This is a genomic window from Pseudomonas sp. P9_35 (assembly GCF_034008205.1).
Classification (GTDB): Bacteria; Pseudomonadota; Gammaproteobacteria; order Pseudomonadales; family Pseudomonadaceae; genus Aquipseudomonas; species Aquipseudomonas kilonensis.
On the sequence record NZ_CP125373.1, the window covers coordinates 3,894,728 to 3,919,663 of the forward strand.

20 protein-coding genes are annotated in these 24,936 nt (G+C 62.0%); 9 read left to right on the plus strand and 11 right to left on the minus strand.

What is annotated here, in order from left to right; genetic code table 11:
- Window positions 1-14 precede the first annotated feature (14 nt).
- A complete protein-coding gene (gene fabI, locus QMK47_RS16915; RefSeq protein ID WP_003202751.1) occupies window positions 15-809 on the plus strand; it encodes an enoyl-ACP reductase FabI in 795 nt (264 codons plus the stop codon).
- Window positions 810-1,134: 325 nt separating this feature from the next.
- On the opposite strand, the gene QMK47_RS16920 is transcribed toward fabI, so the two are convergent.
- Entirely contained in the window at window positions 1,135-2,097 is a 963-nt protein-coding gene (locus QMK47_RS16920; protein ID WP_253475642.1) for a sensor domain-containing diguanylate cyclase, read from the minus strand.
- A 138-nt stretch (window positions 2,098-2,235) separates the two neighbouring features.
- Here QMK47_RS16920 and QMK47_RS16925 point away from each other — a divergent pair, with 138 nt between their 5' ends.
- On the plus strand, window positions 2,236-3,060 hold the full coding sequence (locus QMK47_RS16925) for a helix-turn-helix transcriptional regulator (RefSeq protein ID WP_214512747.1): 825 nt from the start codon (window positions 2,236-2,238) through the stop codon (window positions 3,058-3,060).
- A gap of 85 nt (window positions 3,061-3,145) precedes the next feature.
- Here the strand turns inward: QMK47_RS16925 and QMK47_RS16930 are convergent, their stop codons facing one another.
- Window positions 3,146-3,733, minus strand: a complete 588-nt coding sequence (locus QMK47_RS16930) for a LysE family translocator (RefSeq protein WP_253475645.1) — start codon at window positions 3,731-3,733, stop codon at window positions 3,146-3,148.
- Between the two features lie 142 nt (window positions 3,734-3,875).
- On the opposite strand from QMK47_RS16930, the gene QMK47_RS16935 reads away from it, so the two are divergent.
- A complete protein-coding gene (locus QMK47_RS16935) occupies window positions 3,876-5,330 on the plus strand; it encodes a TrkH family potassium uptake protein (protein ID WP_253475648.1) in 1,455 nt (484 codons plus the stop codon).
- Between the two features lie 77 nt (window positions 5,331-5,407).
- On the opposite strand, the gene QMK47_RS16940 is transcribed toward QMK47_RS16935, so the two are convergent.
- Window positions 5,408-5,908: a hypothetical protein gene (locus QMK47_RS16940; protein WP_253475651.1), complete on the minus strand. Its 501-nt coding sequence runs from the start codon at window positions 5,906-5,908 to the stop codon at window positions 5,408-5,410.
- 145 nt (window positions 5,909-6,053) lie between these two features.
- Between QMK47_RS16940 and QMK47_RS16945 the strand changes: the two genes are divergently transcribed.
- From QMK47_RS16945 to QMK47_RS16955, 3 genes are all read left to right on the plus strand, one after another.
- Window positions 6,054-7,136, plus strand: a complete 1,083-nt coding sequence (locus QMK47_RS16945) for a trifunctional transcriptional activator/DNA repair protein Ada/methylated-DNA--[protein]-cysteine S-methyltransferase (RefSeq protein WP_320388811.1) — start codon at window positions 6,054-6,056, stop codon at window positions 7,134-7,136.
- A gap of 23 nt (window positions 7,137-7,159) precedes the next feature.
- A complete protein-coding gene (locus QMK47_RS16950) occupies window positions 7,160-7,777 on the plus strand; it encodes a DNA-3-methyladenine glycosylase family protein (RefSeq protein WP_214512750.1) in 618 nt (205 codons plus the stop codon).
- A gap of 175 nt (window positions 7,778-7,952) precedes the next feature.
- Window positions 7,953-8,441 carry a GFA family protein gene (locus QMK47_RS16955; protein ID WP_253475661.1) on the plus strand — a complete coding sequence of 163 codons (489 nt, stop codon included), beginning with the start codon at window positions 7,953-7,955 and terminating at the stop codon, window positions 8,439-8,441.
- Window positions 8,442-8,590: 149 nt separating this feature from the next.
- On the opposite strand, the gene QMK47_RS16960 is transcribed toward QMK47_RS16955, so the two are convergent.
- Window positions 8,591-9,196, minus strand: a complete 606-nt coding sequence (locus tag QMK47_RS16960) for a tRNA-(ms[2]io[6]A)-hydroxylase (protein ID WP_320388813.1) — start codon at window positions 9,194-9,196, stop codon at window positions 8,591-8,593.
- Between the two features lie 178 nt (window positions 9,197-9,374).
- Here QMK47_RS16960 and QMK47_RS16965 point away from each other — a divergent pair, with 178 nt between their 5' ends.
- Window positions 9,375-10,238, plus strand: coding sequence for a universal stress protein (locus QMK47_RS16965; protein ID WP_320388814.1), 864 nt, complete (start codon window positions 9,375-9,377; stop codon window positions 10,236-10,238).
- 107 nt (window positions 10,239-10,345) lie between these two features.
- On the opposite strand, the gene QMK47_RS16970 is transcribed toward QMK47_RS16965, so the two are convergent.
- Window positions 10,346-10,816, minus strand: a complete 471-nt coding sequence (locus QMK47_RS16970) for a DUF1289 domain-containing protein (RefSeq protein ID WP_214512754.1) — start codon at window positions 10,814-10,816, stop codon at window positions 10,346-10,348.
- Between the two features lie 408 nt (window positions 10,817-11,224).
- Here QMK47_RS16970 and acnB point away from each other — a divergent pair, with 408 nt between their 5' ends.
- Window positions 11,225-13,834, plus strand: coding sequence for a bifunctional aconitate hydratase 2/2-methylisocitrate dehydratase (acnB, locus tag QMK47_RS16975; RefSeq protein ID WP_253478577.1), 2,610 nt, complete (start codon window positions 11,225-11,227; stop codon window positions 13,832-13,834).
- A gap of 628 nt (window positions 13,835-14,462) precedes the next feature.
- Here acnB and QMK47_RS16980 read toward each other — a convergent pair.
- Window positions 14,463-14,606 (minus strand): hypothetical protein, encoded by a 144-nt coding sequence (locus QMK47_RS16980; RefSeq protein WP_258691284.1) that lies wholly within the window; start codon window positions 14,604-14,606, stop codon window positions 14,463-14,465.
- A gap of 175 nt (window positions 14,607-14,781) precedes the next feature.
- Window positions 14,782-16,062: a serine/threonine transporter gene (locus QMK47_RS16985; RefSeq protein ID WP_253475670.1), complete on the minus strand. Its 1,281-nt coding sequence runs from the start codon at window positions 16,060-16,062 to the stop codon at window positions 14,782-14,784.
- Window positions 16,063-16,958: 896 nt separating this feature from the next.
- On the opposite strand from QMK47_RS16985, the gene QMK47_RS16990 reads away from it, so the two are divergent.
- Complete coding sequence (locus tag QMK47_RS16990) at window positions 16,959-17,912, plus strand: 2-hydroxyacid dehydrogenase (RefSeq protein ID WP_253475673.1); 954 nt, start codon at window positions 16,959-16,961, stop codon at window positions 17,910-17,912.
- Here the strand turns inward: QMK47_RS16990 and tssA are convergent.
- Genes tssA through tssK form a run of 4 tightly spaced genes read right to left on the minus strand, consistent with a single transcriptional unit; the run spans window position 17,909 to window position 24,920 of the window.
- A complete protein-coding gene (gene tssA / locus QMK47_RS16995; RefSeq protein ID WP_253475676.1) occupies window positions 17,909-18,991 on the minus strand; it encodes a type VI secretion system protein TssA in 1,083 nt (360 codons plus the stop codon). The two genes, QMK47_RS16990 and tssA, sit on opposite strands and share 4 nt — an antisense overlap.
- Complete coding sequence (locus QMK47_RS17000; protein WP_320388815.1) at window positions 18,988-22,812, minus strand: type VI secretion system protein; 3,825 nt, start codon at window positions 22,810-22,812, stop codon at window positions 18,988-18,990. The genes tssA and QMK47_RS17000 overlap by 4 nt, the downstream gene beginning before the upstream one ends.
- Window positions 22,809-23,570, minus strand: coding sequence for a DotU family type IV/VI secretion system protein (locus tag QMK47_RS17005; RefSeq protein WP_212800111.1), 762 nt, complete (start codon window positions 23,568-23,570; stop codon window positions 22,809-22,811). The genes QMK47_RS17000 and QMK47_RS17005 overlap by 4 nt, the downstream gene beginning before the upstream one ends.
- Window positions 23,571-23,588: 18 nt before the next feature.
- Window positions 23,589-24,920 (minus strand): type VI secretion system baseplate subunit TssK, encoded by a 1,332-nt coding sequence (gene tssK, locus QMK47_RS17010; protein ID WP_258688447.1) that lies wholly within the window; start codon window positions 24,918-24,920, stop codon window positions 23,589-23,591.
- Between the last annotated feature and the right edge of the window lie 16 nt (window positions 24,921-24,936).

Here is a 24,936-nt window from a genome sequence, read left to right on the forward strand (position 1 = left end):
AAGAGGAGCAACACATGGGTTTTCTCGCCGGTAAGCGCGTACTGATCGTCGGTGTCGCCAGCAAGCTGTCCATCGCATCCGGCATCGCCGCCGCCATGCATCGCGAGGGCGCTGAGCTTGCCTTCACTTATCAGAACGACAAGCTCAAGGGTCGTGTCGAAGAGTTCGCACAAGGCTGGGGTTCGAGCCCTGAGCTGTGCTTCCCGTGCGACGTGGCCAGCGATGAAGAAATCGCCAAGGTCTTCGAAGAACTGAGCAAGAAGTGGGACGGCCTGGACTGCATCGTGCACTCCGTGGGCTTCGCCCCGGGTGACCAACTGGACGGCGACTTCACCGAAGCCACCACCCGTGAAGGTTTCCGCATTGCCCACGACATCAGCGCCTACAGCTTCGTGGCCCTGGCCAAGGCCGGTCGCGAAATGATGAAAGGCCGCAACGGCAGCCTGCTGACCCTGTCGTACCTGGGCGCCGAGCGCACCATGCCGAACTACAACGTCATGGGCATGGCCAAGGCTTCCCTGGAAGCTGGCGTACGCTACCTGGCCGGCTCCCTGGGCCCGGACGGCACCCGCGTCAACTGCGTCTCGGCTGGTCCGATCCGCACCCTCGCTGCTTCCGGCATCAAGAACTTCCGCAAGATGCTGGCCGCCAACGAAGCGCAAACCCCGCTGCGTCGCAACGTCACCATCGAAGAAGTCGGCAACGCCGGCGCCTTCCTGTGCTCGGACCTGGCGTCGGGCATCAGCGGTGAAATCATGTACGTGGACGGCGGCTTCAACACCACCGCCATGGGCAACATCGAAGAGTAATCTTCACGTTGCAGCAAAAACGCCGCTTGCCCTGGAAAGGCCAAGCGGCGTTTTTTTTATGCTCTCACTACAAATCCCTTGTGGGAGCGAGCTTGCTCGCGAAAGCGGTGGGTCTGCTGGCATTGATATTGACTGTGCCTACGCCTTCGCGAGCAAGCTCGCTCCCACATTGATTGTGCTGAGCCTCGGTTTTTCGACCAACATAGATCCCCTGTGGGAGCGAGCTTGCTCGCGAAAGCGGTGGGTCTGCTGGCATTGATATTGACTGTGCCTACGCCTTCGCGAGCAAGCTCGCTCCCACATTGGATCTGGGGGTTGGCTTGTACTAGCTGCGTAACGCCTGTTTCTGCGTGTACATCGCCGCATCCGCGTCCGCCAGTAGCGTGTCGATCGACTGATGACGCTGGGGGTCGTACTCGATCTGGCCGACACTGAAACGAATGTCATAGCCACGCTGCAACATCGCATTGCGCTCATCGAGGATTTCCTTGAGCCGCGCCATGATTGCCGCTATCTCGACATGGGAAGAACCGGTGAGCAACGCCACGAATTCGTCGCCGCCGAGGCGGCCGATCACATCACTTTCGCGAAAAGCGATACGCAGCACATCGGCGAAGGTTTTCAGCGCGTTGTCGCCCTCGGCGTGCCCATAACGGTCGTTGATCGGCTTGAAGTCATTGAGATCGAAGAACAGCAGCGTCGCCGGTCGCGACAAACGATCACACACATTCAAGGCATGCTGGGCCAACGTCCTGAAGCCACGTCGATTGGATAACAGCGTGAGCTCGTCCATGCTCGCCATCTGCACCGCGACCATTTCCTGTTCGGCCATGCGGGCCAAGTCGCGCAGCAATTCGCGCTCTTCGTCATTGAGCTTGCGCGGCCGGGTGTCGAGCAGGCACAACGTGCCAAGCTTGCTGCCGTCCTCCAACCCCAGCGGATGTCCCGCATAGAAGCGAATGCCAGGCTTGTCCGTGACCAGTGGGTTGTCGTGGAAGCGTTCGTCCTGTTCCGCGTCGCAGATCTCCAGGATCTGATCCTGCAAAATCGCATGCCCACAGAAGGAAATCTCCCGCGGGGTTTCGCTGGCGTCCAGGCCGGCGCTGGACTTGAACCATTGCCGGTTGGCGTCCACCAGGGACACCAGCGCGATGGGCACGTCAAACAGGCGTCGGGCAAGACGGGTCAGGCGGTCAAACCGCTCTTCGGGTGCGGTATCCAGCAGCTTGAGCGAGTGCAGATTCTTGAGGCGATCGGCTTCGTCGTCCGGTTTGCGTGGCGCAAGCATCGGAAACTCCATTGGCAGGACTTCATGAAGTCTAGCCCAGGACCCCAACCCTTCAAACCGAACGGGCTAAATCCGACGGGCATTTGCCGGTCAGGACTAATACACTGCCACTCAGGTTCAAGACGAGGACGCTGACCGATGAAGCACGCCCCCCATGACGACGCCCCACGCTTCTGGCGCGACGCGGCCCTGCCCTTCATCGAAGCCCGGGCCATCGGCGATGGGCGCAAGGTCTGCTATTCGCGCCATTCCCATGACCACTTTTCCATCGGTGCGATCACCGCTGGGCGCAGCACCTACCTTCACGAACGATCGAAATTCCAGGTGGAAAGTGGCACGGTGGTGCTGATGAACCCGGGCGACGTCCACGCGTGCAACCCGATCGACGATCAGCCGTGGTCCTACGTGATGCTGTACGTCGACACCCAGTGGCTCAGGGACTTGCAGCGCCGTATCGGCTTTGACGAAAGCCTGGATTTCCAGGGCTTCGCCACCACGCACAGCCGCGACGTGGAACTGTTTACCGCGCTGGAAAAACTGTATGGGCAATTGGTAGACGAGCAACTCGACGCTGGCGACAAGCACGCCGCCGCCGAGGCGTTTTTCATTGACCTGCAACAACGGCTCAACCCTGCCGGTCGCCCGGATCGTGGCAGCCATCCGGGCCTGATGCGTGCGGCGCAGTTTATCCACGACCATTGCAGTGAAGCCTTGAAGCTCGAAGACATCTGCACCGCCGCGCAACTGTCGCCGTCCTACCTGAGCCGAGCCTTCAAGCGCCATTACGGGATGACGCCCCACGCCTTCCTGGTCAACCGCCGAATCCAGTTTGCCCGGCGCCAATTGCGCGAAGGCAAGCTGATCGCCGACGTAGCGCTGGACAGCGGGTTTGCCGACCAGGCGCATTTCCAGCGTGCCTTCAAGCAACACCTGGCGGCCACGCCCGGGCAATATCGAGGCTGATACCGCACCACCACATTGTTTGAACCGGGGGCCCTCGCCACAACAGCTCTTCCTTCTCAAAAACCAGGGTTGCCGCCACTTCAGCTCAAGGCAACAGCAGATACACCGCACTGGCCACCAACAACACCGCCATCGTCCGATTGAACAGGCGCATGGTCGCCGGATTACCCAGCCAGGTGCGCAGGAAACTCCCGGCGTAGGCCCAGCAGCCCACCGAGACGTAGCAGATCACCAGGTAGATCGCCGCAAACTGCCACACCAGCCGCGCCTCACCATCGGCCACGAATGCCCCCATTCCGGCCACGCAGGCCAGCCACGCCTTGGGGTTGAGCCATTGCATCAACGCGCCATAGAACATCGAAGGCGCCCGCCCCTCGTCCTCGCCACCCAGGTGCCCGCTGTCCATCGCCAGTTTCCAGGCCATGAACAACAGAAACCCCACGCCGCCCAGTTGCACCACCCGTGTGAGGCCAGGCCAGCGCTGCAACACTTCATGCAACCCCAGCCCCATCAGCACCAGCAGCAAGACGAACCCCAGGGTTGCACCGCCCACATGGCGCAACGTCGCACGAAACCCGTACCGCGCCCCGGAGCTGAGGGCGACGATATTGACCGGGCCAGGTGTAATGGAGGCGACCAGGGCAAACGCCGCCATGGAAAGAATCAAACTCATCGCATACCTTCTTCTTATCTGTGAGGTGGCGATCAAGGTAAATTGCCAATCGCGAGCGGTATTGAACAAAACTGCCCAAGGGGCTACCCATCAGCCCACCACAAAAACAATACTGTGCGGCTTATTCATCCAGGCGTGTTCTATGTCCATTGCGGTAGTGCGGTTTATTGGCTTCATCCTCGGTATTTTCCTGATCACCCTGGCTGCCAGCATGGCAATCCCGCTTGTGACGCTGGTGATGTACGAGCGCAACGATGACCTCTCGGCGTTTTTGTGGTCGAGCCTGATCACCTTCGTCTGCGGCATCGCGCTGGTGGCGCGTGGTCGGCCAGCAAACACCCAGATGCGCCCGCGGGACATGTACCTGCTGACCACCGCCAGTTGGGTCATCGTCTGCAGCTTCGCCGCCCTGCCCATGGTACTGATCCACCACATCAGCTACACCGATGCCTTTTTCGAGACCATGTCGGGCATCACCACCACCGGCTCGACCATCCTGACCGGCCTGGACACTGCCTCCCCCGGCCTGTTGATCTGGCGCTCGATGTTGCACTGGCTCGGCGGGATCGGCTTCATCGGCATGGCAGTGGCGATCCTGCCATTGCTGCGGGTCGGCGGCATGCGGCTGTTCCAGACCGAGTCGTCGGACTGGTCAGAGAAAGTCACGCCGCGCTCCCATGTCGCGGCGAACTACATCCTGTGGATCTATGTCGGCTTGACCGCTCTCGCCACCCTGGCCTTGTGGCTGGCCGGCATGACGCCCTTCGAAGCGATCAACCACGCGATGTCGTTGATTTCCACGGGTGGCTTTTCCACATCGGATGCTTCCCTGGGGCATTGGCCCCAACCGGCCATTCACTGGGTGTCGGTGGTCGTCATGATGGCAGGTTCGCTGCCCTTCACCTTGTATGTCGCTACCTTGCGCGGCCACAAACGTGCATTGCTCAAGGACCAGCAAGTCAGGGGATTCGTCGGTTTCCTGGTCATCACCTGGCTCATCGTGGGGACCTGGCTGAGCCTGAACAGCGACTACAGCTGGTGGGATTCGGTCCGTATCGTGGCCGTCAACGTGACGTCGGTGGTCACCACCACGGGCGTGGCGCTGGGCGACTACACCCTATGGGGCAGCTTTGCCTTGCTGCTGTTCTTCTATTTGACGTTCGTTGGCGGTTGCTCGGGATCGACGGCCGGTGGGCTGAAGATCTTCCGCTTCCAGGTAGCCGGCGAGTTGCTGATGGGCAGCCTGAAACAACTGATCCATCCCCGGGCGGTGATCCAGAAAAAATACAACAATCACCCCATCGACGAAGAGATCGTCCGCTCGCTGCTGACCTTTTCGTTCTTCTTCACCATCACCATTGGCGCTATCGCCCTGGGGCTGGCGCTGATCGGCCTGGACTGGACCACCGCCCTGACCGGCGCGGCCACCGCCGTGTGCAACGTGGGCCCCGGGCTGGGCACGATCATCGGGCCAGCCGGCAACTTCTCGACCTTGCCGGATGCGGCGAAGTGGCTGCTGACCATAGGCATGCTGCTGGGTCGGCTGGAAATCCTGACGGTGCTGGTGTTGTTCACACCCGTGTTCTGGAAGTATTGAACGCGTCGGGTCAGGCAAGACAGACAAACAAAAAAGCCGCGACGCCATGCACAGGCGCCGCGGCTTTTTTCAAGCGATCAGCGGTCGTTCTTGATCGAAGAGCTGGTCGCGTTGGTCAGGCCCTTGGTGTTGTGGGTACCTGGTGTAGCGGTGGAAATCGCCGATGCCTTGGTCAGGCCACGGGTATCACGGTCCTTGGCGATGCTCGAGGTCAGCGAAGCCTTGCTGGTGCGGTCGGTGCGAGTGGTACCCGTGTGCTTGCCGCTCAGGCCATGATCGCGGGTGCGAGTACCGGTGTGGTCGCTGGCCAATCCTTTGCCAAGGCCGCTGGAATCACCAGACTTGTCATGGCCCTGCCCACCACCGGTGCCGCCACCAATGCCACCACCGTGGCCACCGCCATTGCCACCACCATTACCGCCGCCGTTTCCTCCACCATTGCCACCACCACCTCCATTGCCACCGCCTGCGGCATAGCTCGAACCGATAGGCGACAACTCAGCAGGCAGCAAAGCCGAGGCACCGAACGCCAAGGCGCAGACAGCAACGGCGATGAGAGATTTCTTATGCTTGGACATGATGTCTCCGAAAGACAAAAACAACGGTTGAACCTTTAAGACTCGCAGGTTCAATTTTTGTTCGTGACCGTCCGACCAAGTGAACGGAAATTCACTGTCGATTTTTCGGTGGAGTCGTTCCGGGCACGGTTCTATGCTCTGCCCCATGAACCGACAAGACTCGCTGCTCCCGCCCCACGCCGAGATGGTCCGCGCCATGCTCGAACGAGACACCGCCTACGAGGGGGTGTTCTTCACTGCGGTCAAGACCACCGGCATTTTCTGTCGCCCCGGTTGCACCGCGCGCAAGCCGAAACCGGAGAACGTGGAGTTCTTCGCCCATGCCGACGAAGCCATGTCCGCCGGTTACCGGGCCTGCCTGCGCTGCAAGCCCCTGGACGCCGCCGCCATCGCGCCAGACTGGATCCAGGCCCTGCTCAAAGCCGTGGACGCCGAACCCGACCTGCGCTGGACCGATGCCCTGCTGCTGGAACAAGGTATCGAGCCGCTGAAATTGCGCCGCTGGTTCAAGCAACATTTCGGCATGACCTTTCACGCCTATCTGCGCACCCGCCGCCTGGGCATTGCCTTGGGCGGCATCAAGGACGGCAGCTCCATCGACAATGCCGCATTCGACTCCGGTTATGAGTCATTGAGCGGTTTTCGTGACGCCTTCGTGAAATCCTTCCACATCACACCGGGGCGCGCGGCCCTCAGCGAACCTTTGCTGTTCACCCGCCTGACCACACCGTTGGGGCCCATGCTGGCCATGGCCGAACGACGAGGCCTGGTGCTGCTGGAGTTCCTCGACCGTCCGGCCCTGACCAAGGAGCTGGAAGAGCTGCAGCAACGCTACGGCTACACGGTTGCGCCCGGGCACAACGCTCATTTACAACAGATCGAAACCGAACTGGCCGACTATTTCGCCGGCAAGCTCACGACATTCAACGTCCCGCTGCACATGCCCGGCAGCGCCTTCGCCGTACGGGTCTGGGCTGAACTGCAAAAGATTCCCTACGGCGAAACCCGCAGCTACGGCGGCATCGCCACGGCGCTGGGCAGCCCTGGCGCCAGCCGCGCCGTAGGCCTGGCCAACGGGCAGAATCGCTTGGCCATCGTCATTCCCTGCCACCGAGTGATCGGTGCAGATGGCTCGTTGACCGGCTATGGTGGCGGCCAGCCGCGCAAGGCATTTCTGCTACGGCTGGAGAAAGCCGCGGTGCAGGTTTCGCTGCCCCTGGCGTTTTGAGCGCCCCGGAGAACAAATACCCGATGCCTGTGCCCTACCACGACGCCAGCGCCTTGCTGGCAAGCCTCGACGAAGACTGGCGACGTCACGTCGAGGCGACCGGCCCGTGCCTGTTGCAACCCAAGCCGGCCCGCGATCCCTATGAAGCCTTGGTGCGGGCGATTGCCTACCAGCAACTGCACGCCAAGGCAGGCGATGCAATCCTCGGTCGGCTGCTGGCGTTGTTCCCGGCGCAAACCTTCCCCAATCCCGGGCAGATCCTGGCGACAGACGTTGCGCAGTTGCGCGGCTGTGGGTTTTCCGCCAGCAAGGTCGCGACGATCCAGGGCATCGCCCAAGCGGCCCTGGACGGAGTGGTGCCGGATTACGCCACGGCGCGGGCGATGGAGGATGAAACGTTGATCGAACGCCTGGTCAGCCTGCGTGGCGTCGGGCGTTGGACCGTGGAGATGTTGCTGATCTACAGCCTGGAGCGACCAGACATCCTGCCAGCCGATGATTTTGGCGTACGCGAAGGTTATCGGCGGCTCAAGGGGTTGGAGCAACAGCCGAGCCGCAAGCAGATGGTTGAGATCGGCCTGGCCTGGAGCCCTTATCGGACGGTGGCGGCGTGGTATTTGTGGCGGGTGCCCGGCCGCTAGACCGTGTCATCGTTCATCGCGAGCGAGCTCCCACATTGGACTCCGGGAAACCACATATCCCCTGTGGGAGCGAGCTCGCTCGCGATGACGTCCGCACATCAAACATAAATTCAACTGCCTAGAAATACTAACCGTCTAGTCTGTCATGAACATTCCAATCCCATTGGAGGTTCCCATGCAACTCGAAGGATCCTGCCACTGCGGCGCGGTGTCATTCACCCTCGACAGTGCTCACCCCTACCCTTATCAGCGCTGCTACTGCTCGATCTGCCGCAAGACCCAGGGCGGCGGCGGTTTTGCGATCAACCTGGGGGGCGATGCCCAGAGCCTGAAGGTGCGCGGTCGCAAGCACATCTCGATCTACCACGCACGACTCAAGGACGAAGGCGATAAACGCGCCCACCGCAGCAGTGCCGAACGGCATTTCTGTTCCTTGTGCGGTTCGGGGCTATGGCTGTTCAGCCCCGAATGGCCGGAGCTGATTCACCCCTTTGCCTCGGCCATCGACACACCGCTGCCGGTACCGCCGGAGCACACCCACCTGATGCTGGGTTCCAGGGCGCCGTGGGTGGAAGTCGAGGCGCATCCGGGCGACCAGCAGTTCGAGGTTTATCCCGAGGAGTCGATTGCTCAGTGGCATGAACGCCTGGGGCTGAGCGTTTGAGAGGCAGCGCTGCATAAGGCCTCATCGCGAGCAAGCTCGCTCCCATAGGGGATTTCCTGTGTTCACATTATTTGTGCTCACTGAAGATCAAATGTGGGAGCGAGCTTGCTCCGGGCGGCGTTCCGACGATGGCGTCAGGACAAACAGCGCTATACCGCAGGCACACCACTGTGGAACCGAAACTCCACATCCGGCGACTCGATCAGCTCCCGCTCGGCCTCACGGACCCTGTCGATCACCTGGGCAATGTCCTTGGCGTCACCGTACTGGTAAGCCAGTTTCAGGTAGCCCTGGAAATGCCGGGCTTCGCTTTTCAGCAAACCGAAATAGAACTTGCCCAGTTCTTCATCCAGATGCGGCACCAAGGCCTCGAAACGCTCGCAACTGCGGGCCTCGATGAAGGCGCCAACCACCAGGGTGTCCACCAGCTTGACCGGTTCGTGGCTGCGAACCACCTTGCGCAGCCCCGAGGCATAACGCCCGGCTGAAAGCTGGCGCAAACCGATCTTGCGCTTTTTCATCAAGCGCATGACCTGCTCGTGATGCACCAGCTCTTCCCGGGCCAGGCGCGACATCAGATTGATCAGGTCGACGTGGGAATGGTATTTGGCGATCAGGCTCAGGGCGGTGCTGGCCGCCTTGAACTCGCAGTTCTTGTGGTCGATCAGCAACGTTTCCTGGTCAGCCAACGCGGCCTGGACCCAGGCATCGGGGGTGCGGCAACCAAGGAATTCGTGAATTTCGGGAAGATTCATGGGGCTCACGGGAAAAGGTAGTCGAGCGAAGGGCGCCGATTATACCGGCCTGCCCCCAGACCACCAGCCACCGCCGTTGATATGCATCAAGTCAAAGACTCACCCACAGCAACTAGACTGCCCCACAACAACTATAGTTGAGCAACGCCAGCCTTTTCATTGCAGGAGAACGCCGATCATGCAAGCCATTCGCAGCATCCTGGTGGTTATTGAGCCCGAACATTCGGAAAGCCTGGCGCTCAAGCGCGCCAAACTGATCGCCGGAGTGACCCAGGCCCACCTGCACCTGCTGGTGTGCGACAAAAAGCATGACCATGCCGGCCTGCTCAGCGTGCTCAAGGCCGCCCTGCTGGCCGACGGCTACAGCGTCACCACCGAGCAGGCCTGGAACGAAAGCCTCCACGACACCATCATCGACGTGCAGCAGGCGGAAGGCTGCGGGCTGGTGATCAAGCAGCACTTCCCCGACAGCCCGCTGAAAAAAGCCCTGCTGACCCCGGCGGACTGGAAGCTGCTACGTCACTGCCCAACCCCGGTGTTGCTGGTGAAAACCGCCGGCTCCTGGAAAGACAAGGTGATCCTGGCGGCCGTCGACGTTGGCAATGCCGACGGCGAGCATCGCCACCTGCACTCCACCATCATCGATCATGGCTATGACATCGCCCTCCTCGCCAAGGCGCACCTGCATGTGATCAGCGCCCACCCCTCGCCGATGCTCTCGTCCGCCGACCCGACGTTCCAGCTCAAGGAAACCATCGAAGCCCGTTACCGCGAACAATGCCGGGCGTTCCAGGCCGAATTCGACATCGATGAGCAGCACCTGCATATCGAAGAAGGCCCGGCGGACGTCTTGATTCCGTACATGGCGCACAAGCTACAGGCGGCGGTGACGGTGATCGGCACCGTGGCCCGCTCGGGGTTGTCCGGGGTGCTGATCGGCAACACCGCCGAGGCTGTGCTCGATACGCTGGAAAGCGATGTGCTGGTGCTCAAGCCGCAGGAGGTCGAGGACCATCTGGTGGAGTTGGCGGTCAAGGATTGAGGTTTTTGTTGTCTTTAAGATCGCCATCGCGAGCAAGCTCGCTCCCACAGGGGTGTGGACTCCCGAGTCCAGTGTGGGAGCGAGCTTGCTCGCGATGCCTTTAAGGCTCAGCCGCCGAACGCATCCTTCAGGAACCCCGGCGCGATATAACGCTGGTAATGGGCTTCGGACAGAAGGAAAAACTCCCGATCAATGGCATCGCGCAGATCCGGCAGTTCCCAGTCGCGAAACTCCGGCATCAGCACCATGCCGTAGGCTTCCAGGTTGTTGATCACCCGTGCGCCGCGGGCAATCAGTTGATAGGCCCAGCAATATTCCGACTGGTGCGGCACAAAGCGGATCTTGCGCGACTCCAGTTGCTGGCGCAGCAATACCGGGTCGAAAACCTCCAGCTTGGCCACCATCACCTGCACCAATAGCTGCTCGAGCCGCATCCACACCGCGCGCTTTTCGTCCTCGTTGTAGCCGTTCCAGTGAATCACTTCATGGTGGAACCGCTTGCAGCCACGGCACACCAGGTCACCGTAGACAGTGGAGCAAAGGCCGACACAGGGGGTCTTGATGAGCTGGTTGGGCATAAGGAAACGCACACGCAAAAGCAGGACAGGCCGGCATGTTAGCCCTTTGTCTAAGATTGATCACCCCTCAAACTTCCAGGCCCAACTTACCTTTAATTTTTTTTTCCCGTAGAATCAGCCAGCCTTTTAAGGCGCCAATGTCCGTTAGAAGCTGTTTTCAAAGCGTCACGAGCACAGTCGTTCCTTCAGAGCGGTGTTGGCGAAGGGTCTTTCCAGCGGGGAAAGCCCAACGCCAACCCTCATCAGCTCCCCGTTCTGCAGGCGTAAAACTTTGAAAGCAGCTTCTGTGAGGAACGTGCGGAAACTCTGGCCTGGCGGCTCAAAAAGCCGCCGACGCGCATGAGTACCGTGGGTTCCTGGATGAGCGTCCCGGACACCCATTTGGGACCACTGATGAGGGTAATAACTGTGCTTGAAGCCTACCGCAAACATATCGAAGAGCGCGCAGCCCTGGGTATCGTTCCCCAGCCGCTTAACGCCGAACAAACCGCAGGCCTGATCGAGCTGCTGAAAAATCCTCCGGCTGGCGAAGAAGCTTTCCTCGTTGACCTGATCACCAATCGCGTTCCGCCTGGAGTCGACGAGGCTGCCTACGTCAAGGCCGGTTTCCTGTCCGCCCTGGCCAAGGGCCAGGCCCAATCCCCTCTGCTGGACAACAAGCGTGCCGTTGAACTGCTCGGCACCATGCAGGGCGGCTATAACATCGTGACCCTGGTGGAGCTGCTGGACGACGCCGAGCTGGCGCCGGTAGCCGCCGAAGAACTCAAGCACACCCTGCTGATGTTCGATGCCTTCCACGACGTGGCTGAAAAAGCCAAGAACGGCAACGTTCACGCCAAGGCCGTGCTGCAATCCTGGGCTGACGGCGAGTGGTTCAAGAAGCGCCCGGTGCTGGCCGACAAGATCAGCCTGCGTGTGTTCAAGGTCACCGGCGAAACCAACACCGACGACCTGTCCCCTGCTCCAGACGCCTGGTCGCGTCCTGACATCCCGCTGCACGCCCTGGCCATGCTGAAAATGGCCCGTGACGGCATCGTTCCGGACGAGCAAGGCAAGACCGGCCCGATGAAGCAGATCGAAGAAATGCGCGGCCAAGGCTTCCCGATCGCCTACGTCGGTGACGTGGTCGGTACCGGTTCCTCGCGTAAATCGGCGACCAACTCGGTGCTGTGGTTCTTCGGCGACGACATTCCTTATGTGCCGAACAAGCGCGCTGGCGGTTTCTGCTTCGGCAGCAAAATCGCTCCGATCTTCTACAACACCATGGAAGATGCCGGCGCACTGCCAATCGAGTTCGACGTTTCGAACATGAACATGGGCGACGTGATCGACCTGTACCCGCATGCCGGCAAAGTCTGCAAGCACGGTACCGACGAAGTCATCACCACCTTCGAAATGAAGACCCCTGTGCTGTTGGACGAAGTCCGTGCCGGCGGTCGTATTCCGCTGATCATTGGCCGTGGCCTGACCGAGAAGGCTCGCGCCGAGCTGGGCCTGCCAGCGTTCGACCTGTTCAAGAAGCCTGAAGCCCCCGCTGAAAGCACCAAGGGTTTCACCCTGGCGCAGAAGATGGTCGGCAAGGCTTGCGGTCTGGCAGAAGGCCAAGGCGTACGTCCTGGTACCTACTGCGAACCGAAAATGACCACCGTGGGTTCCCAGGACACCACCGGTCCAATGACCCGTGACGAACTGAAAGACCTGGCGTGCCTGGGCTTCTCGGCTGACCTGGTGATGCAGTCCTTCTGCCACACCGCGGCCTATCCAAAGCCGATCGACGTCACCACCCACCACACCCTGCCTGACTTCATCATGACCCGCGGCGGCGTTTCCCTGCGTCCGGGCGACGGCATCATCCACTCGTGGCTGAACCGCATGCTGCTGCCAGACACCGTGGGCACCGGTGGCGACTCGCACACCCGTTTCCCGATGGGCATCTCGTTCCCAGCCGGTTCCGGCCTGGTCGCGTTCGCCGCAGCCACCGGCGTCATGCCGCTGGACATGCCGGAATCGATCCTGGTGCGCTTCAAGGGCAAAATGAAACCTGGCATCACCCTGCGTGACCTGGTTCATGCCATTCCGTACTTCGCCATCCAGAACGGTCTGTTGACCGTCGAGAAGAAAGGCAAGAAAAACGCCTTCTCCGGCCGCATCCTGGAAATCGAAGGCCTGGAAGGCTTGACCCTGGAACAGGCTTTCGAACTGTCCGACGCCTCGGCCGAGCGTTCGGCTGCCGGTTGCACCATCAAGCTGTCGAAAGAGTCGATCACCGAGTACCTGCAATCCAACGTCACCCTGCTGCGCTGGATGATCGGCGAAGGCTACGGTGATGCACGTACCCTGGAACGTCGCGCCCAAGCGATGGAAGCCTGGATCGCCAACCCGCAACTGATGGAAGCCGATGCCGACGCCGAATACGCCGAAGTCATCGAAATCGACTTGGCCGACATCAGCGAGCCTGTGCTCTGCGCGCCGAACGATCCGGACGACGCCCGTCTGCTGTCCAGCGTTGCTGGCGAGAAGATCGACGAAGTGTTCATCGGTTCGTGCATGACCAACATTGGTCACTTCCGCGCTGCCGGCAAGCTGCTGGAGCAGGTCAAGGGCCAGCTGCCAACCCGCCTGTGGCTGTCGCCGCCGACCAAGATGGACGCTCACCAGCTCACCGAAGAAGGCTACTACGGCATCTACGGCAAGGCCGGTGCACGGATGGAAATGCCAGGCTGCTCGCTGTGCATGGGTAACCAGGCACGCGTCGAGCCAAACGCCACCGTGGTGTCGACTTCGACCCGTAACTTCCCGAACCGTCTGGGTGACGGCGCGAACGTCTACCTGGCTTCGGCCGAACTGGCGTCCGTTGCGTCCATCCTGGGTCGCTTGCCGACCGTCGAGGAGTACATGGAATACGCCGGCAAGATCGACAGCATGGCAGCGGACGTGTACCGCTACCTGAGCTTCGACCAGATCGCCGAGTTCCGTGAAGCGGCTGCAAACGCCAACATCCCGGTCGTTCAAGCCTAAAGCTTAAAACGCCCGACTGAAAACGCCGCCCTTCTTGCTAGGGGCGGCGTTTTTTTTTGCCTGTCTATTTCGGGGAATGCCTTTTTGTTGGGGACATATCCGTTGCTGCGGTAACGGCGGCTTAGGGTTCCGCTCTTACAGCGGGTCACTTTTGGAAGAGCGCCAAAGTAACCAAAAGCGCTTTGCCCCACCACTCGGCACCTCGCCTAGGCTCGGTGTGCCCTCACTCCGGCATTGCTCCGTGGGCCGCCGCGAAGGGCCATCCATGGCCCAGCGCGGCTACCTCGGCATCCATGCCGAGGTGCCCACTGCGCAATGCCTGCGTTCGGCCAGCGTGGTTTAACGGGGCGTCGAGATCAAGATCAAGATCCAAAGCAAGAGCAAGAGCAAGAGCAAGAGCGGGATACATGCCAGCATCTATGTGGCTGAGCCTCCGCTATCGCGAGCAAGCTCGCTCCCACAGGGGATCTTCAGCAAACACAAAACCCATATACACCGCAAAACCTGTGGGAGCGAGCTTGCTCGCGATGAGGCCGGCACATCCAACATCACCGTAAACTGACACACCGCCTTCGCGAGCAAGCCCGCTCCCACAGGAAAAACACGGTCCCACAAAGAACCAGGTCGGCTATAAGGCCGCCTCGGCGTGGACGTTGATCTCGGGCGCCCCGTTAACCACGCTGGCCGAACGCAGGCATTGTGGAGTGGGCATCCCGGCATGGATGCCGGGATAGCCGCGCTGGGCCATGGATGGCCCTTCGCGGCGGCCCACGGAGCAATGCCGGAGTGAGGGCACACCGAGCCTAGGCGAGGTGCCAAGTGGTGGGGCAGAAGCGCTTTGGTTACTTTCGCGCTTTTCGAAAGTGACCCGCCGTCAGGGCGGAACCCTAAGCCGCCGTTACCGCAGAAACGGATATACACACCAACCTCGCCCCCCCAATAAAGGCCTAAGCCAAGAGGGAATAAACCAAAGCCGTAATCGCCACCAAACCCACCAACGTAACGAAGACATTCGAAGCCTGGCCGCGATAACGGGCCATGGCCGGGACTTTGCGAATGGCATACATCGGCATCAGGAACAGGATCGCTGCGATAACCGGCCCCCCCAAGGTTTCGATCATGCCCAGGATGCTCGGGTTGAGGGTAGCGACGATCCAGCACACCACCAGCATGAACGCCGCGGTGAGGCGGTCCAGGGTCTTGGGCGCCGGGCGGCGGCCGCTCTTGACGATCAAGCCCTTGAGGCCTTCGCTGGCGCCGATGTAGTGCCCCAGGAACGACTTGGAGATGGCGACAAACGCAATCAACGGCGCGGCAAAGGCGATGGTCGGGTTGCTGAAGTGGTTGGCCAGGTACGACAGGATCGACAGGTTCTGCGCCTTGGCTTCGGCCAGTTGCGCCGGGGTCAGGGTCAGCACGCAGCTGAACACGAAGAACAGCACCATCACCACCATCAGCACATGGGCGCGCGACAGGATCTGCGAACTGCGCTCCTCGGCGTTGCCGCCGTAGCGGCGTTTCTGGTCCACCGCAAAGGCCGAGATGATCGGTGAATGGTTGAACGAGAATACCATCACCGGGATCGCCAGCCACAAGGTATGCAGCAGCGCCGAAGCCTCAGGCGGCGTGGACGCCGTGGTCAGGATGCCGCCGCTCCAGTGGGGAATCAGGAACACCGCCAGGAACAGCAGCGCAACGATGAACGGGTAGACCATCAGGCTCATGGCCTTGACGATCGCCTGCTCGCCACAGCGGACCACCGCCAGCAGGCCCAGGATCAGCACCAGGGACAGCACAGCCCGAGGAGGCGGCTGGATATGCAACTGATGCTCCAGGAAACTGCCCACCGTGTTGGTCAACGCCACGCTGTAGATCAGCAGGATCGGGAAAATGGCAAAGAAGTACAGCAGCGTGATCAGCGCACCGGCCTTGAGGCCGAAATGTTCTTCCACCACCTCGGTGATGTCCGCGCCGTCGCGACCGGATAACACGAAACGGGTCAGGCCCCGGTGGGCATAGAACGTCATGGGGAACGCCAGCACCGCCAGGATCAGCAACGGCCAGAAGCCGCCCAGGCCCGCATTGATGGGTAAAAACAGAGTACCTGCACCGATGGCGGTGCCAAACAGGCCCAGCATCCACGTGGTGTCCTGGCGACTCCACTGGCTGAGGGTGGCTGGGACTGTCGTTTCAAAGCGCTCTTCGACGCTATTGGCCTGATCATTCATCCGGGCGGATCTCCGTATTCCGGTCACATGCACCCGGCCAGGACGAGTCGGAAAAGCCCGACAGGCAGCGCCCTGGCCGAAACAGGGGCGCGATTGTCCGGGATTCGCGAGCAGAAGCAAAGGCTTAGCTGAGGAGCGGTTATGCGTATCAGATCGCCGCCATAGAATTATCCCTGCATTCCCTGTGGGAGCTTGCTCGCGATAGCGGAGGGTCAGCTTGCATCAGCGCTGAATGTACCGCCGCCTTCGCGAGCAAGCTTTGCTTCCACAGGTCCTGATCAAACAGATCTGATGGGTGTACGACCGGGAGAGCCAGGCCGGCTATAAAGCCGCCTCGCGAGCAAGCTTTGCTCCCACAGGTCCTGCTCAAACAGATCTGATGGGTGTACGACCGGGAGAACCAGGTCGGCTATAAAGCCGCCTCGCGAGCAAGCTTTGCTCCCACAGGTCCTGATCAAACAGATCTGATGGGTGTACGACCGGGAGAGCCAGGCCGGCTACTAGGCCGCCTCGGCGTGGACGTTGATCTCGGGCGCCCCGTTAACCACGATGGCCGAACGCAGGCATTGTGGAGTGGGCAACCCGGCATGGATGCCGGGTTAGCCGCGCTGGGCCATGGATGGCCCTTCGCGGCGGCCCACGGAGCAATGCCGGAGTGAGGGCATGCCGAGCCTAGGCGAGGCACCAAGTGGTGGGGCAAAAGCGTTTTGCTTACTTTTGCGCTTTTCAAAAGTGAGCCGCCGTCAGGGCGGAACCCTAAGCGGCCGTTACCGCAGAAATGGATATGTACTCACTACTACGACCGAAATGCACATAAAAAGCCAAGCCCCCCTGCCCCCGGCTCCTACAATCAGGTTGAATACTTGAAATCGCCCCAGCGCCCACAGGAGCCCAGCATGACCGCAACCGTTCTGGTACTGGTTGAAACCGTCAATGAATGCCTGCCTATTCTCGAGAAGCAGGGTTACCACCTGGAATTGGCGCCCACGCCTGCCGAACGCAAGACGGCGATTTTCGAACACGGTGAACGCTTCAGCGCAGTGCTGACCCGCGGCCCCCTGGGCCTGACGGAGGAAGAGATCGCCGCCCTGCCCAACCTGAAAATCATCTGCGTGATCGGTGCCGGTTACGAACAAGTAGACCTGCAGGCCGCACGCCATCGGGGCATCGTGGTCACTAACGGCGCCGGGGTCAACGCGTCGTCGGTGGCTGACCATGCCATGGCGCTGTTGCTGGCGTTGGTGCGCGACATACCCCACTCCGATGCCGCCCTGCGACGGGGCGAATGGCCAAGGGTTTCGCGCCCCTCTCTGGCGGGTAAGCGGCTGGGCGTGTTGGGCCTTGGCGCGGTGGGCATGGCGATCGCCAAACGGGCCGCCCTGGGCTTTGACATGAGTATCAGCTATCACAATCGCCGGGTGCGCAACGACGTGCCCTACACCTTCTGCGCCACTCCCACGGAACTGGCGCGGGTCTCGGACTTCCTGATCGTCGCCACGCCAGGCGGCCTGGATACCCGGCAATTGATCAACAAGCAGACCCTCGATGCGCTCGGCCCAAAAGGCTTTCTGGTGAACGTCGCCAGGGCCAGCGTGGTTGCCACCGCCGATCTGATCAGCGCCCTGGAGCACCGGCGAATAGCCGGAGCGGCCCTGGATGTGTTCGATCACGAGCCCGAGGTGCCGCAGGCGCTGAAGAACCTGCCCAACGTCGTCCTCACCCCCCACGTGGCCGGCCTGTCGCCGGAAGCGACCCGCGCCATGGTAGAGCTGGTGGGCCAGAACCTGACCGCGTTCTTTTCCGGCAAACCGGTGTTGACACCAGTACCGTGGCCCGACGAGGAGCGTTAGAGAACGCCCAATAACGTCCACAAGCGCCGGGATTCGGCATCGGCACTGATCAGTTCACCCAACAGCTCGCTCAACGGCTTGTTGCCCCACTCCACGCCGCGTCGGATCAGGTAGGGCACCGGGCTGTGGGGTTCGGTACGAGCCAGGTAACCGGCGATGACCAGTAACTGCCGATAGGCCTCTTCACGATTGGCCGGTTCCTGGAAGACCTGGGCAGGTGCCGCCTGCGGCTGGGACGTCGACGTCGTGGACGCCGGGGACGTTTGCACCGGCGCGACGGTGGGTTGCTGTGGGTGCATCGCGATGAACTCCTCTACCAGTGTCAGCAAGGCCTGCATCACGTCCTGCAGGGATTTGTAGCCCGGGGCCAGGTTGCCCAGGTAAGCGTCGCTCCAGGCTTCGAGCCGTTGCAGGTGTTGCAGGCTCAACATCAGGCTGCCTTGGCGATGCAACCAGAACGACAAGGGTGTGTTGCGAATCAGTTCGCCGAGTTTCTTTTGATCGTTGCGCGCCGCTTCGGCCGAGGCCTTGGCGTTCTTGCTGTCGTTGACCAACACTTGCTGGCGCTGCAAGCGTTGCCAGTCGTCCAGGCAGAAAGCGGCGAAGGCCTGTTCCCGGCCGTCGAACAACGGCACCCGCGTGAGCAGCACTTCGCTGTAGCGACGGGCCAACCACTCCAGGGGGATCACCCGCCAAGACTGGTCGCCTTCCTCGGCCTGGGGGTGCAACTGCTCCGGATAGCGCTCACACAGTCCCGCCACCAGCGCCAGGCTACCCGGCAATCCCTCCAGCCCGGCCATATGCAGCCAGGCCTCCCCCAGCCAGGCGCTGATCATCAGGTCCTTGCTGCGCTCCAGCAGCAACGTGGTCGCGAGCCGTTCCAGGTCCGGCCACAGGGCGCGCTTGATCGAAGACTGCCACACACCGGTGGGCAGGCTGGTATCGTCCTCCCGGCGCAATTCGCGCAACTGGTCATATTCCGGTTCGTAGCGCAGGTCCGGGCCGCAGGGCGATTCGGCGCTGATCGGCTCGAGCAACTGGCTGACCAGCTCAGGCAAAGGCGATATCGGCAAGCTCACAGGCCCTCCTCACGGGTGGCGATGGCGGGGCTCGATGCGCTCGCCATGAAAGGTGAACGGGGTGCCCGCGTCGGTAGCGGCGGGATCGACAACGGCAGCTTGGAGCCCTGGCTCATCAACGACAGGCGCACGAACATCAGTGTCTGCTCCGCCGTGCGGGCCTGGGTCTGGGCAATGACCGGCAGTTGCAGGGCCAGGGGGAAATCGGTGTAGTCGACATTCGGCTGGCGCTGACTCGCCACCTGCGAGCGCATCAGGCGCAGCAATGACCAAGGCCCCTGGTACTCCCAGCCGGCCTCCAGGTCGCGCACCACCAGGTTCGGTTGCAGCGGGTCGTTGGCCGGACGCTGATAACCGTTGCGGGCCCAGCGCAAGGTCAGGCGCACGGGCTGGCCGACCATCCAGCGCAGGTTCTGCTGGCCGCCGCCGGGGTAGCTGATCTGTTGGTTGCCGGCGTCCAGGCTCCAGGCGATCACCTGGTCGGCGCCACGCTCTTCATCGCGATCGGTGCGCCAGCGCACGTCCATTTCCACCCCCAGGATGCCACTCTTGTCCCGTACGAACAGCGGCCCGAGCCAAGTACCGGCCTGTTTCAAACGGTTGAGGAAATCCTCGGCCGCCAGCCGCTCTGGCGTCTGGCTCAACGTCAGCCCGGCCTGGGCCAGGGGCAGGCGTGTGTCGATCAGTTCCAGCAAATGCTGGACCCGCGCCGGGTCGGCATCGCTGGCCCGCACATCCTGAGAAAACGGGAAGCGCCCGGCAAGGTACTGATTGAAATAGTTGGCGACGTCATTCCAGGCGGTCGCGGCCTGGTTCTGTTGCAGGTACAGGCACCGTTGCAGGGCGCCCTGCTGCAACGCGACCGTGCGCAGGGCCAGGTCACCGCGACCACCAGGCAGGCTGGAGGTCTGCAAGATCTGCGCGCAGGAGGTGGTGTCCATGGCGATAAAGTCCCGGCTGACCAATTGTTCCAGTTGGGCCGCCGAGCTGGCCGGGTTCTGATTCTTGTACTTGAGCAGCTCATCGTTGAGGGCCATGAAACGTGCCACCTGGTCGTGCTCCAGGGCCGACAGGTTGTCCTGCTGGACGATCAACCATTCCAGCGCGGGCATTCGCTGCTCGGCGATCTGCAACATCGCGCCGAATTGCTGGGCCAGGTTCAGCTTCAGGTCTTGTGGATCGCTGGCACCGTAGAGTTGCAAGCCGAAGTTTTTCGAACCGTCCCAACGCTGGACATCGGCCCGCTGGCTGAACAGCGGCTGGGCATCGATTTCGTCCAGGCCACTCTTGAGCTGCGCCAATGCCCGGCGATTGAGCAGACGTTGGAAACGCATCGCCAGGTCGCCACGGTGCACGTCCATGAAGGCTTTTTGCAGCGCAACGGCCTGGGTCGTTTGCACATTGAAGCCCATGCCGGGCAGCGCCTCGTCGCTTTCATCCAGGCTCAACCACATGGCCCGGGCCGCGGCGCCTTCAGCGGCCTGCATCAGCGCGTCACGGTAATCCGGCGGAATGCGCGGCATTTCTTCATTGGCATAGCTCTTGTAGCTGGCGAAGTAGTTCAGCGCGACGCTGAAATCATCGCTGCCATCGCCCTGGCCCATCGAATCGGGGTTGTTGCCCGACGGATCCTTCTGCATGGCCAGCGCCACGAAATCACGCTTGAACAGCGCCTGCACCGCACCATCCAGCGCCGTGACATGGTCTTGCAGGACCAACAGGCCACTGCCCTGTTGCACCAGCAGATTGTCCCGGGAGCCGGTCTGGACGATCCACTGGTCACGAAAGCTCTGCTGCAACTTCGCCGCCTGGCTCTCCAGGTCCTGCTCGATATCCGGCCCCAGCAAAGTGCTGTGGCTGACCTTGTCCAGCATCTGGCTGTAACCGGGCACCAGGTCCTGGCCCTTGCCCCGCCCCCAGGCCGAGTTGGTCAGGCTGACCAGCGTCTGCAAATCGTCGATCAGCGCCATCAGGTCTTCGAGTTCGCTCAACGAATTGCCACTGCCGGCCTCCAGCCGTTGCAGGTGCAGCTTGAGGTACCCGGCCTGGCGCACGAAGTTGTCCGCCAGGAAGTAATGGTCCAGCCAGCGCTGCATCAGGCCGGTGAAGTTATCGGAGATCACCGGGCGCGCGGCGTTCAGGTCCAGCCCTTTCAAATCGCTGTTCTGGGCATCGAACAGCACCCGGTTATAGAACCGTGGCCGGCTCAAGGTGCCGGTATTGAGCCCCAGGGACAAGGCGGTGTTGCTCAGTTGCACCAGTTCGTCCAGCGGTGCCTTGGGATCGTTCACCACCTGGCTGAACATCTGGTTGTGCTGTTCAAGGCGTACCGCCAGGTCCACCAGCGCCTTGGCCTTCACGTAGCTCTGCCATTGCGCCGGGTCTTCGTTCTCCACATTGCCCCGCCGCTCGGTGTTGCGGATGGATTTGAGCTGCTCCAGGTCTGAATTGAGCAGGTCCCGCAGAGGCAATATCCAATGGCGCCGAGCAGTCAGGCGCAACCCATTCTCCAGCTGCGTGTCCACGCAAGAGAACCACGAAGTGGGAAAGACCACCGAGACAAAGCGCCAGCGCGGGGCCTTTTCCAACATGTTCCAGTAGTTCTGCACGTTGTGCCGGGTCGGTTCCAACTGCGGTTCGTCAGGGTCGACCACAAGGTGGTTCTTATGGGTGCTGAGGATCAAGCGCGACAGCCCTTCGGCTTCTTCCACCGAATCGTGCCAGACCCAGACCATGCCACCCAACCAGACCAGCCCCACCACCAACGCCACCGCTCCGACCAGCCGATGCCCGCGCTGGCGCAGGCGCAACAGCCGCGGCACAGGTTGGGCCAAACCACCCTCAGCCACCAGCCGTCGTGACCACAACTGCCGGGCGAACACGCTTTGCCGCTGGACACTGTCGGCGGCGGTCAAACCATCACCGCTGACAGCCGGCGCCTGGCTGGCAGTGAAATACACCCCGCGACAACGCGGCGCTTCGCCCTGGGCATTGCCCTGGAACACCGGCTCCAGCAGGATCTGCAAGGCCCGTCGCAAGCCTTCGAAGCGCTCCGGCAACCCATAAAGATCGCTGCCCAATTGCCCCGACAGCGCACCGATCTCGATGATCGACTGCGACAGCGCCGCGTTGACCTGATCCAAGGCCTGGTCACTCCACTGCGACTGCCAGGCCGCATCCGGCAAATAGGGCGAGGACCAGCCCAGCATCGATTCACGCGCCTCGGCGGGCAGCGCGCTGACCAGTTCCTGGACCCCGGGCAGCTCTTCCATCCCGGTGATCACCACGTACACCGGCAGGCTGAGGCCGAACCGTTGCAACAAGTCGATAAAGCACCGCCGGACCTTGAGGCTCAGCTCGGTGGTGTGTTCGATGTCGTCGAGGGTGCTGAACGGCACCGTCCAGATCACCGCATCCAATGGTCGCTTGCTGCGCAAGCGCAACATCAGCCCCAACAGGCGCCACCAATTACCCCGTTGCCGGTTCATGCCTTCATCGGGCAGGAACAACGCCTGGGGCACCACCAGCACCGAGCCCTCGGCATCGGAAAACCAGCGCCCGAACCAGGCGGCCTTGTCGGTCGGTTGCAAGCGCCATTGGGCGCACAGTTGGGCGCCGTCGCTTTCGTTGCCGAGCATCATCAGCCAAGGCATCTGATAGCGGTCCCGGGTGCCCTGCTCCTGTTCCATGCGGCGCACCGCCCCATAGAAACTGCGGATCGCCGCCCCGCCCTGGGTCCGCAGCCACCAGATCAGGGCCGCGATCAACAGCACCACGACGATGGCGAGCACCACCAGGGCAACGATGCTCAGGGTGCTCATGAGTCCTGCTCCTGAACCACCGATTCATTCAGTTGCAGCACCGGCTCGAGCTCCAAACGAATGTCACGCCAGAACACCTGCCCCAAGCCGGTCAGCAACAACACCATCGCCAGGATCGCCAGCCCCAGGCGAAAGCCGTCCGGCAGCGATTGCTGCACCGGCATGCGCACTGGCGGCGTCGCCGAAGACAGCGCCAGGCGCTGGCTGACATCGACATAATCGGGTTCGTGCTGCCAGGCAAACGTGAACAACGCCAGGCGCCATTTCTCATGCTGGACCTGGCCCGGCTCACCACGCAATCGCCCCTGGAACCCGAGGATCAGGCATTGCAGGTAGACATTCGCCAGGTCCCGGGTGCCGGGCATCTGCTCGTCCAGCAGTTTCTTGATCGCCGCCGGCAAACGCTCGCCAGCCTGGCGACTGGCATACATGCGTGATTCGAGGGGGTGCTGCTGCCAGGCCAGTTGTCCGGGCCAGGGGCTGAACAGCAAGGTTTCGTCCACCAGCGCCACGAAGGCATAGACCAGCGACTTGACCTGCTCGGTCGCGGCATCGCCGACGGTGGCGAAGGCCACCCGCCACAGACGCTGGGCGCTGCGCCCGGAAAACTCCACCACCCGATTGACCAATACCGCAGGGTCGCTGTCCTTGGGCAAGTCTTGCCATTCCTGGGACCACTTCAGCCAGGCCTGGCGAAAAGCGCTGCTCAGCGGCGCCTCATGCAGACTCCGAACCGCCCCGCCACTTCCATCAGGCATACGACTCCCCTTTTGCGATCAGGCACTTTCACTGGCTTGCGCCACGAACAACACCACTTGCCACGGGCTGCTGGCCTGGGCCGATGCCGGCGCCACGATGTGCAGCGGCAATTGCGCGTCGAACCATTGCCCGCTGGCGGCCACCACAAACAAACGGGTGTCGTCGCCCACGCTGTAGGCCACCTGTTCGTTGCGGCTCATGGCCTGGTGGGGCAGACCGCTCATGCGTTGTCGGCTGAGCAGCGGGATGTGCCGCGCCGACGCAATGATCGCCCCGCGCAACCACTCGCCCGCCGCCTGCTCGCTGGCGCCGTTGGGCATGCGCAGGCCGATCACCAGGCGTTGGTCCGGTTGGTCGTCAGGCAACTGGATCGAAAAGACCTGCTCGTTGCGCTCGAAAGCCAGGCTGCGATAGCCGGCACGAATCAGCTCCAGGGTGGTTTCCAGCCAGTCGAGCAACGGCTCGTAGCCGCGCTGCAATTCGAGGAAATCCAGCGGTGCGAAGGCCGGGACGCCCGCCAGCGGATCGAGGGCCGACCAGCTCCCGGCCAGCCCCAGCAGCAAACCGTAGAGCGCCTGGGGCGTTGCCACCCGGGTGTTCAGCGCGCCTTCGACTTCCGGCAAGCGCGCCCACAAGGCGGTCAATTGCCGGCGGATCTCCATGGCATCGTCCTGGTTGCCGGCCGCCTGGGCCTGGCGCAAGCGACCAGCGAGAAACATGCACTTTTCCCGGGCCCGGGCGCATACCCCGGCGACCCGTCGACCGAGGGCCGACTCCGGCAACAGGATCGGCGTCGGTGGGGTGTAGGGCACGCGCCAGAAGCCACCGCCCTCCTTGCGGATGCGCAACAGCGGCAGGCAGATCGAATCGGCCTTGCTCAGTTGCGTGCACAGCCTCGGGTTGGGTCGCCAGACGGTGATCGACTCGGGAAATGCACCGCTGGTGAGGTCTGGCAACGCCTCGCCGACCACCGATTGCAGGCGCCCCTTGAGCGGCACCAATTGCCCGGCGCGCCACAGCGGGCTGACGGCCAGGTACACAGTCACGGTGGCATCGTCGGTCTTGTCGATCGCCTCTCCGATGTCCAGCTCCAGGGTCGGCCCGACACCAGCCTGCAGGTTGACCGGCAGGCCGTCCGGCAAGGTGCCCTGCAATTGCAGCAGCCGCACCTGGCCGGCGCTGAGGGCCGAAGGATCGACTTCCAACTGGCTGACACCCCAGAACCAAGGGTTGCAGGCCCCGGCAAAATACGCAGCCAGGGCCTCGGCACGCAGCCCTTGCAATTGAAAATGCTGGGGCAGCAATTGCATGCCCTCATGCCAGCACACCGCGTCAGGTAACAGACTCATACGACTCCCTTCGACA

Bases quoted from the DNA above. Each gene is read 5' to 3' on its own strand.
- fabI (WP_003202751.1), top strand. From the start codon at position 15: ATGGGTTTTCTCGCCGGTAAGCGCGTACTGATCGTCGGTGTCGCCAGC.
- QMK47_RS16920 (WP_253475642.1), bottom strand. From the start codon at position 2,097: ATGCTTGCGCCACGCAAACCGGACGACGAAGCCGATCGCCTCAAGAAT.
- QMK47_RS16925 (WP_214512747.1), top strand. From the start codon at position 2,236: ATGAAGCACGCCCCCCATGACGACGCCCCACGCTTCTGGCGCGACGCG.
- QMK47_RS16930 (WP_253475645.1), bottom strand. From the start codon at position 3,733: ATGAGTTTGATTCTTTCCATGGCGGCGTTTGCCCTGGTCGCCTCCATT.
- QMK47_RS16935 (WP_253475648.1), top strand. From the start codon at position 3,876: ATGTCCATTGCGGTAGTGCGGTTTATTGGCTTCATCCTCGGTATTTTC.
- QMK47_RS16940 (WP_253475651.1), bottom strand. From the start codon at position 5,908: ATGTCCAAGCATAAGAAATCTCTCATCGCCGTTGCTGTCTGCGCCTTG.
- QMK47_RS16945 (WP_320388811.1), top strand. From the start codon at position 6,054: ATGAACCGACAAGACTCGCTGCTCCCGCCCCACGCCGAGATGGTCCGC.
- QMK47_RS16950 (WP_214512750.1), top strand. From the start codon at position 7,160: ATGCCTGTGCCCTACCACGACGCCAGCGCCTTGCTGGCAAGCCTCGAC.
- QMK47_RS16955 (WP_253475661.1), top strand. From the start codon at position 7,953: ATGCAACTCGAAGGATCCTGCCACTGCGGCGCGGTGTCATTCACCCTC.
- QMK47_RS16960 (WP_320388813.1), bottom strand. From the start codon at position 9,196: ATGAATCTTCCCGAAATTCACGAATTCCTTGGTTGCCGCACCCCCGAT.
- QMK47_RS16965 (WP_320388814.1), top strand. From the start codon at position 9,375: ATGCAAGCCATTCGCAGCATCCTGGTGGTTATTGAGCCCGAACATTCG.
- QMK47_RS16970 (WP_214512754.1), bottom strand. From the start codon at position 10,816: ATGCCCAACCAGCTCATCAAGACCCCCTGTGTCGGCCTTTGCTCCACT.
- QMK47_RS16985 (WP_253475670.1), bottom strand. From the start codon at position 16,062: ATGAATGATCAGGCCAATAGCGTCGAAGAGCGCTTTGAAACGACAGTC.
- QMK47_RS16990 (WP_253475673.1), top strand. From the start codon at position 16,959: ATGACCGCAACCGTTCTGGTACTGGTTGAAACCGTCAATGAATGCCTG.
- QMK47_RS17000 (WP_320388815.1), bottom strand. From the start codon at position 22,812: ATGAGCACCCTGAGCATCGTTGCCCTGGTGGTGCTCGCCATCGTCGTG.
- QMK47_RS17005 (WP_212800111.1), bottom strand. From the start codon at position 23,570: ATGCCTGATGGAAGTGGCGGGGCGGTTCGGAGTCTGCATGAGGCGCCG.
- tssK (WP_258688447.1), bottom strand. From the start codon at position 24,920: ATGAGTCTGTTACCTGACGCGGTGTGCTGGCATGAGGGCATGCAATTG.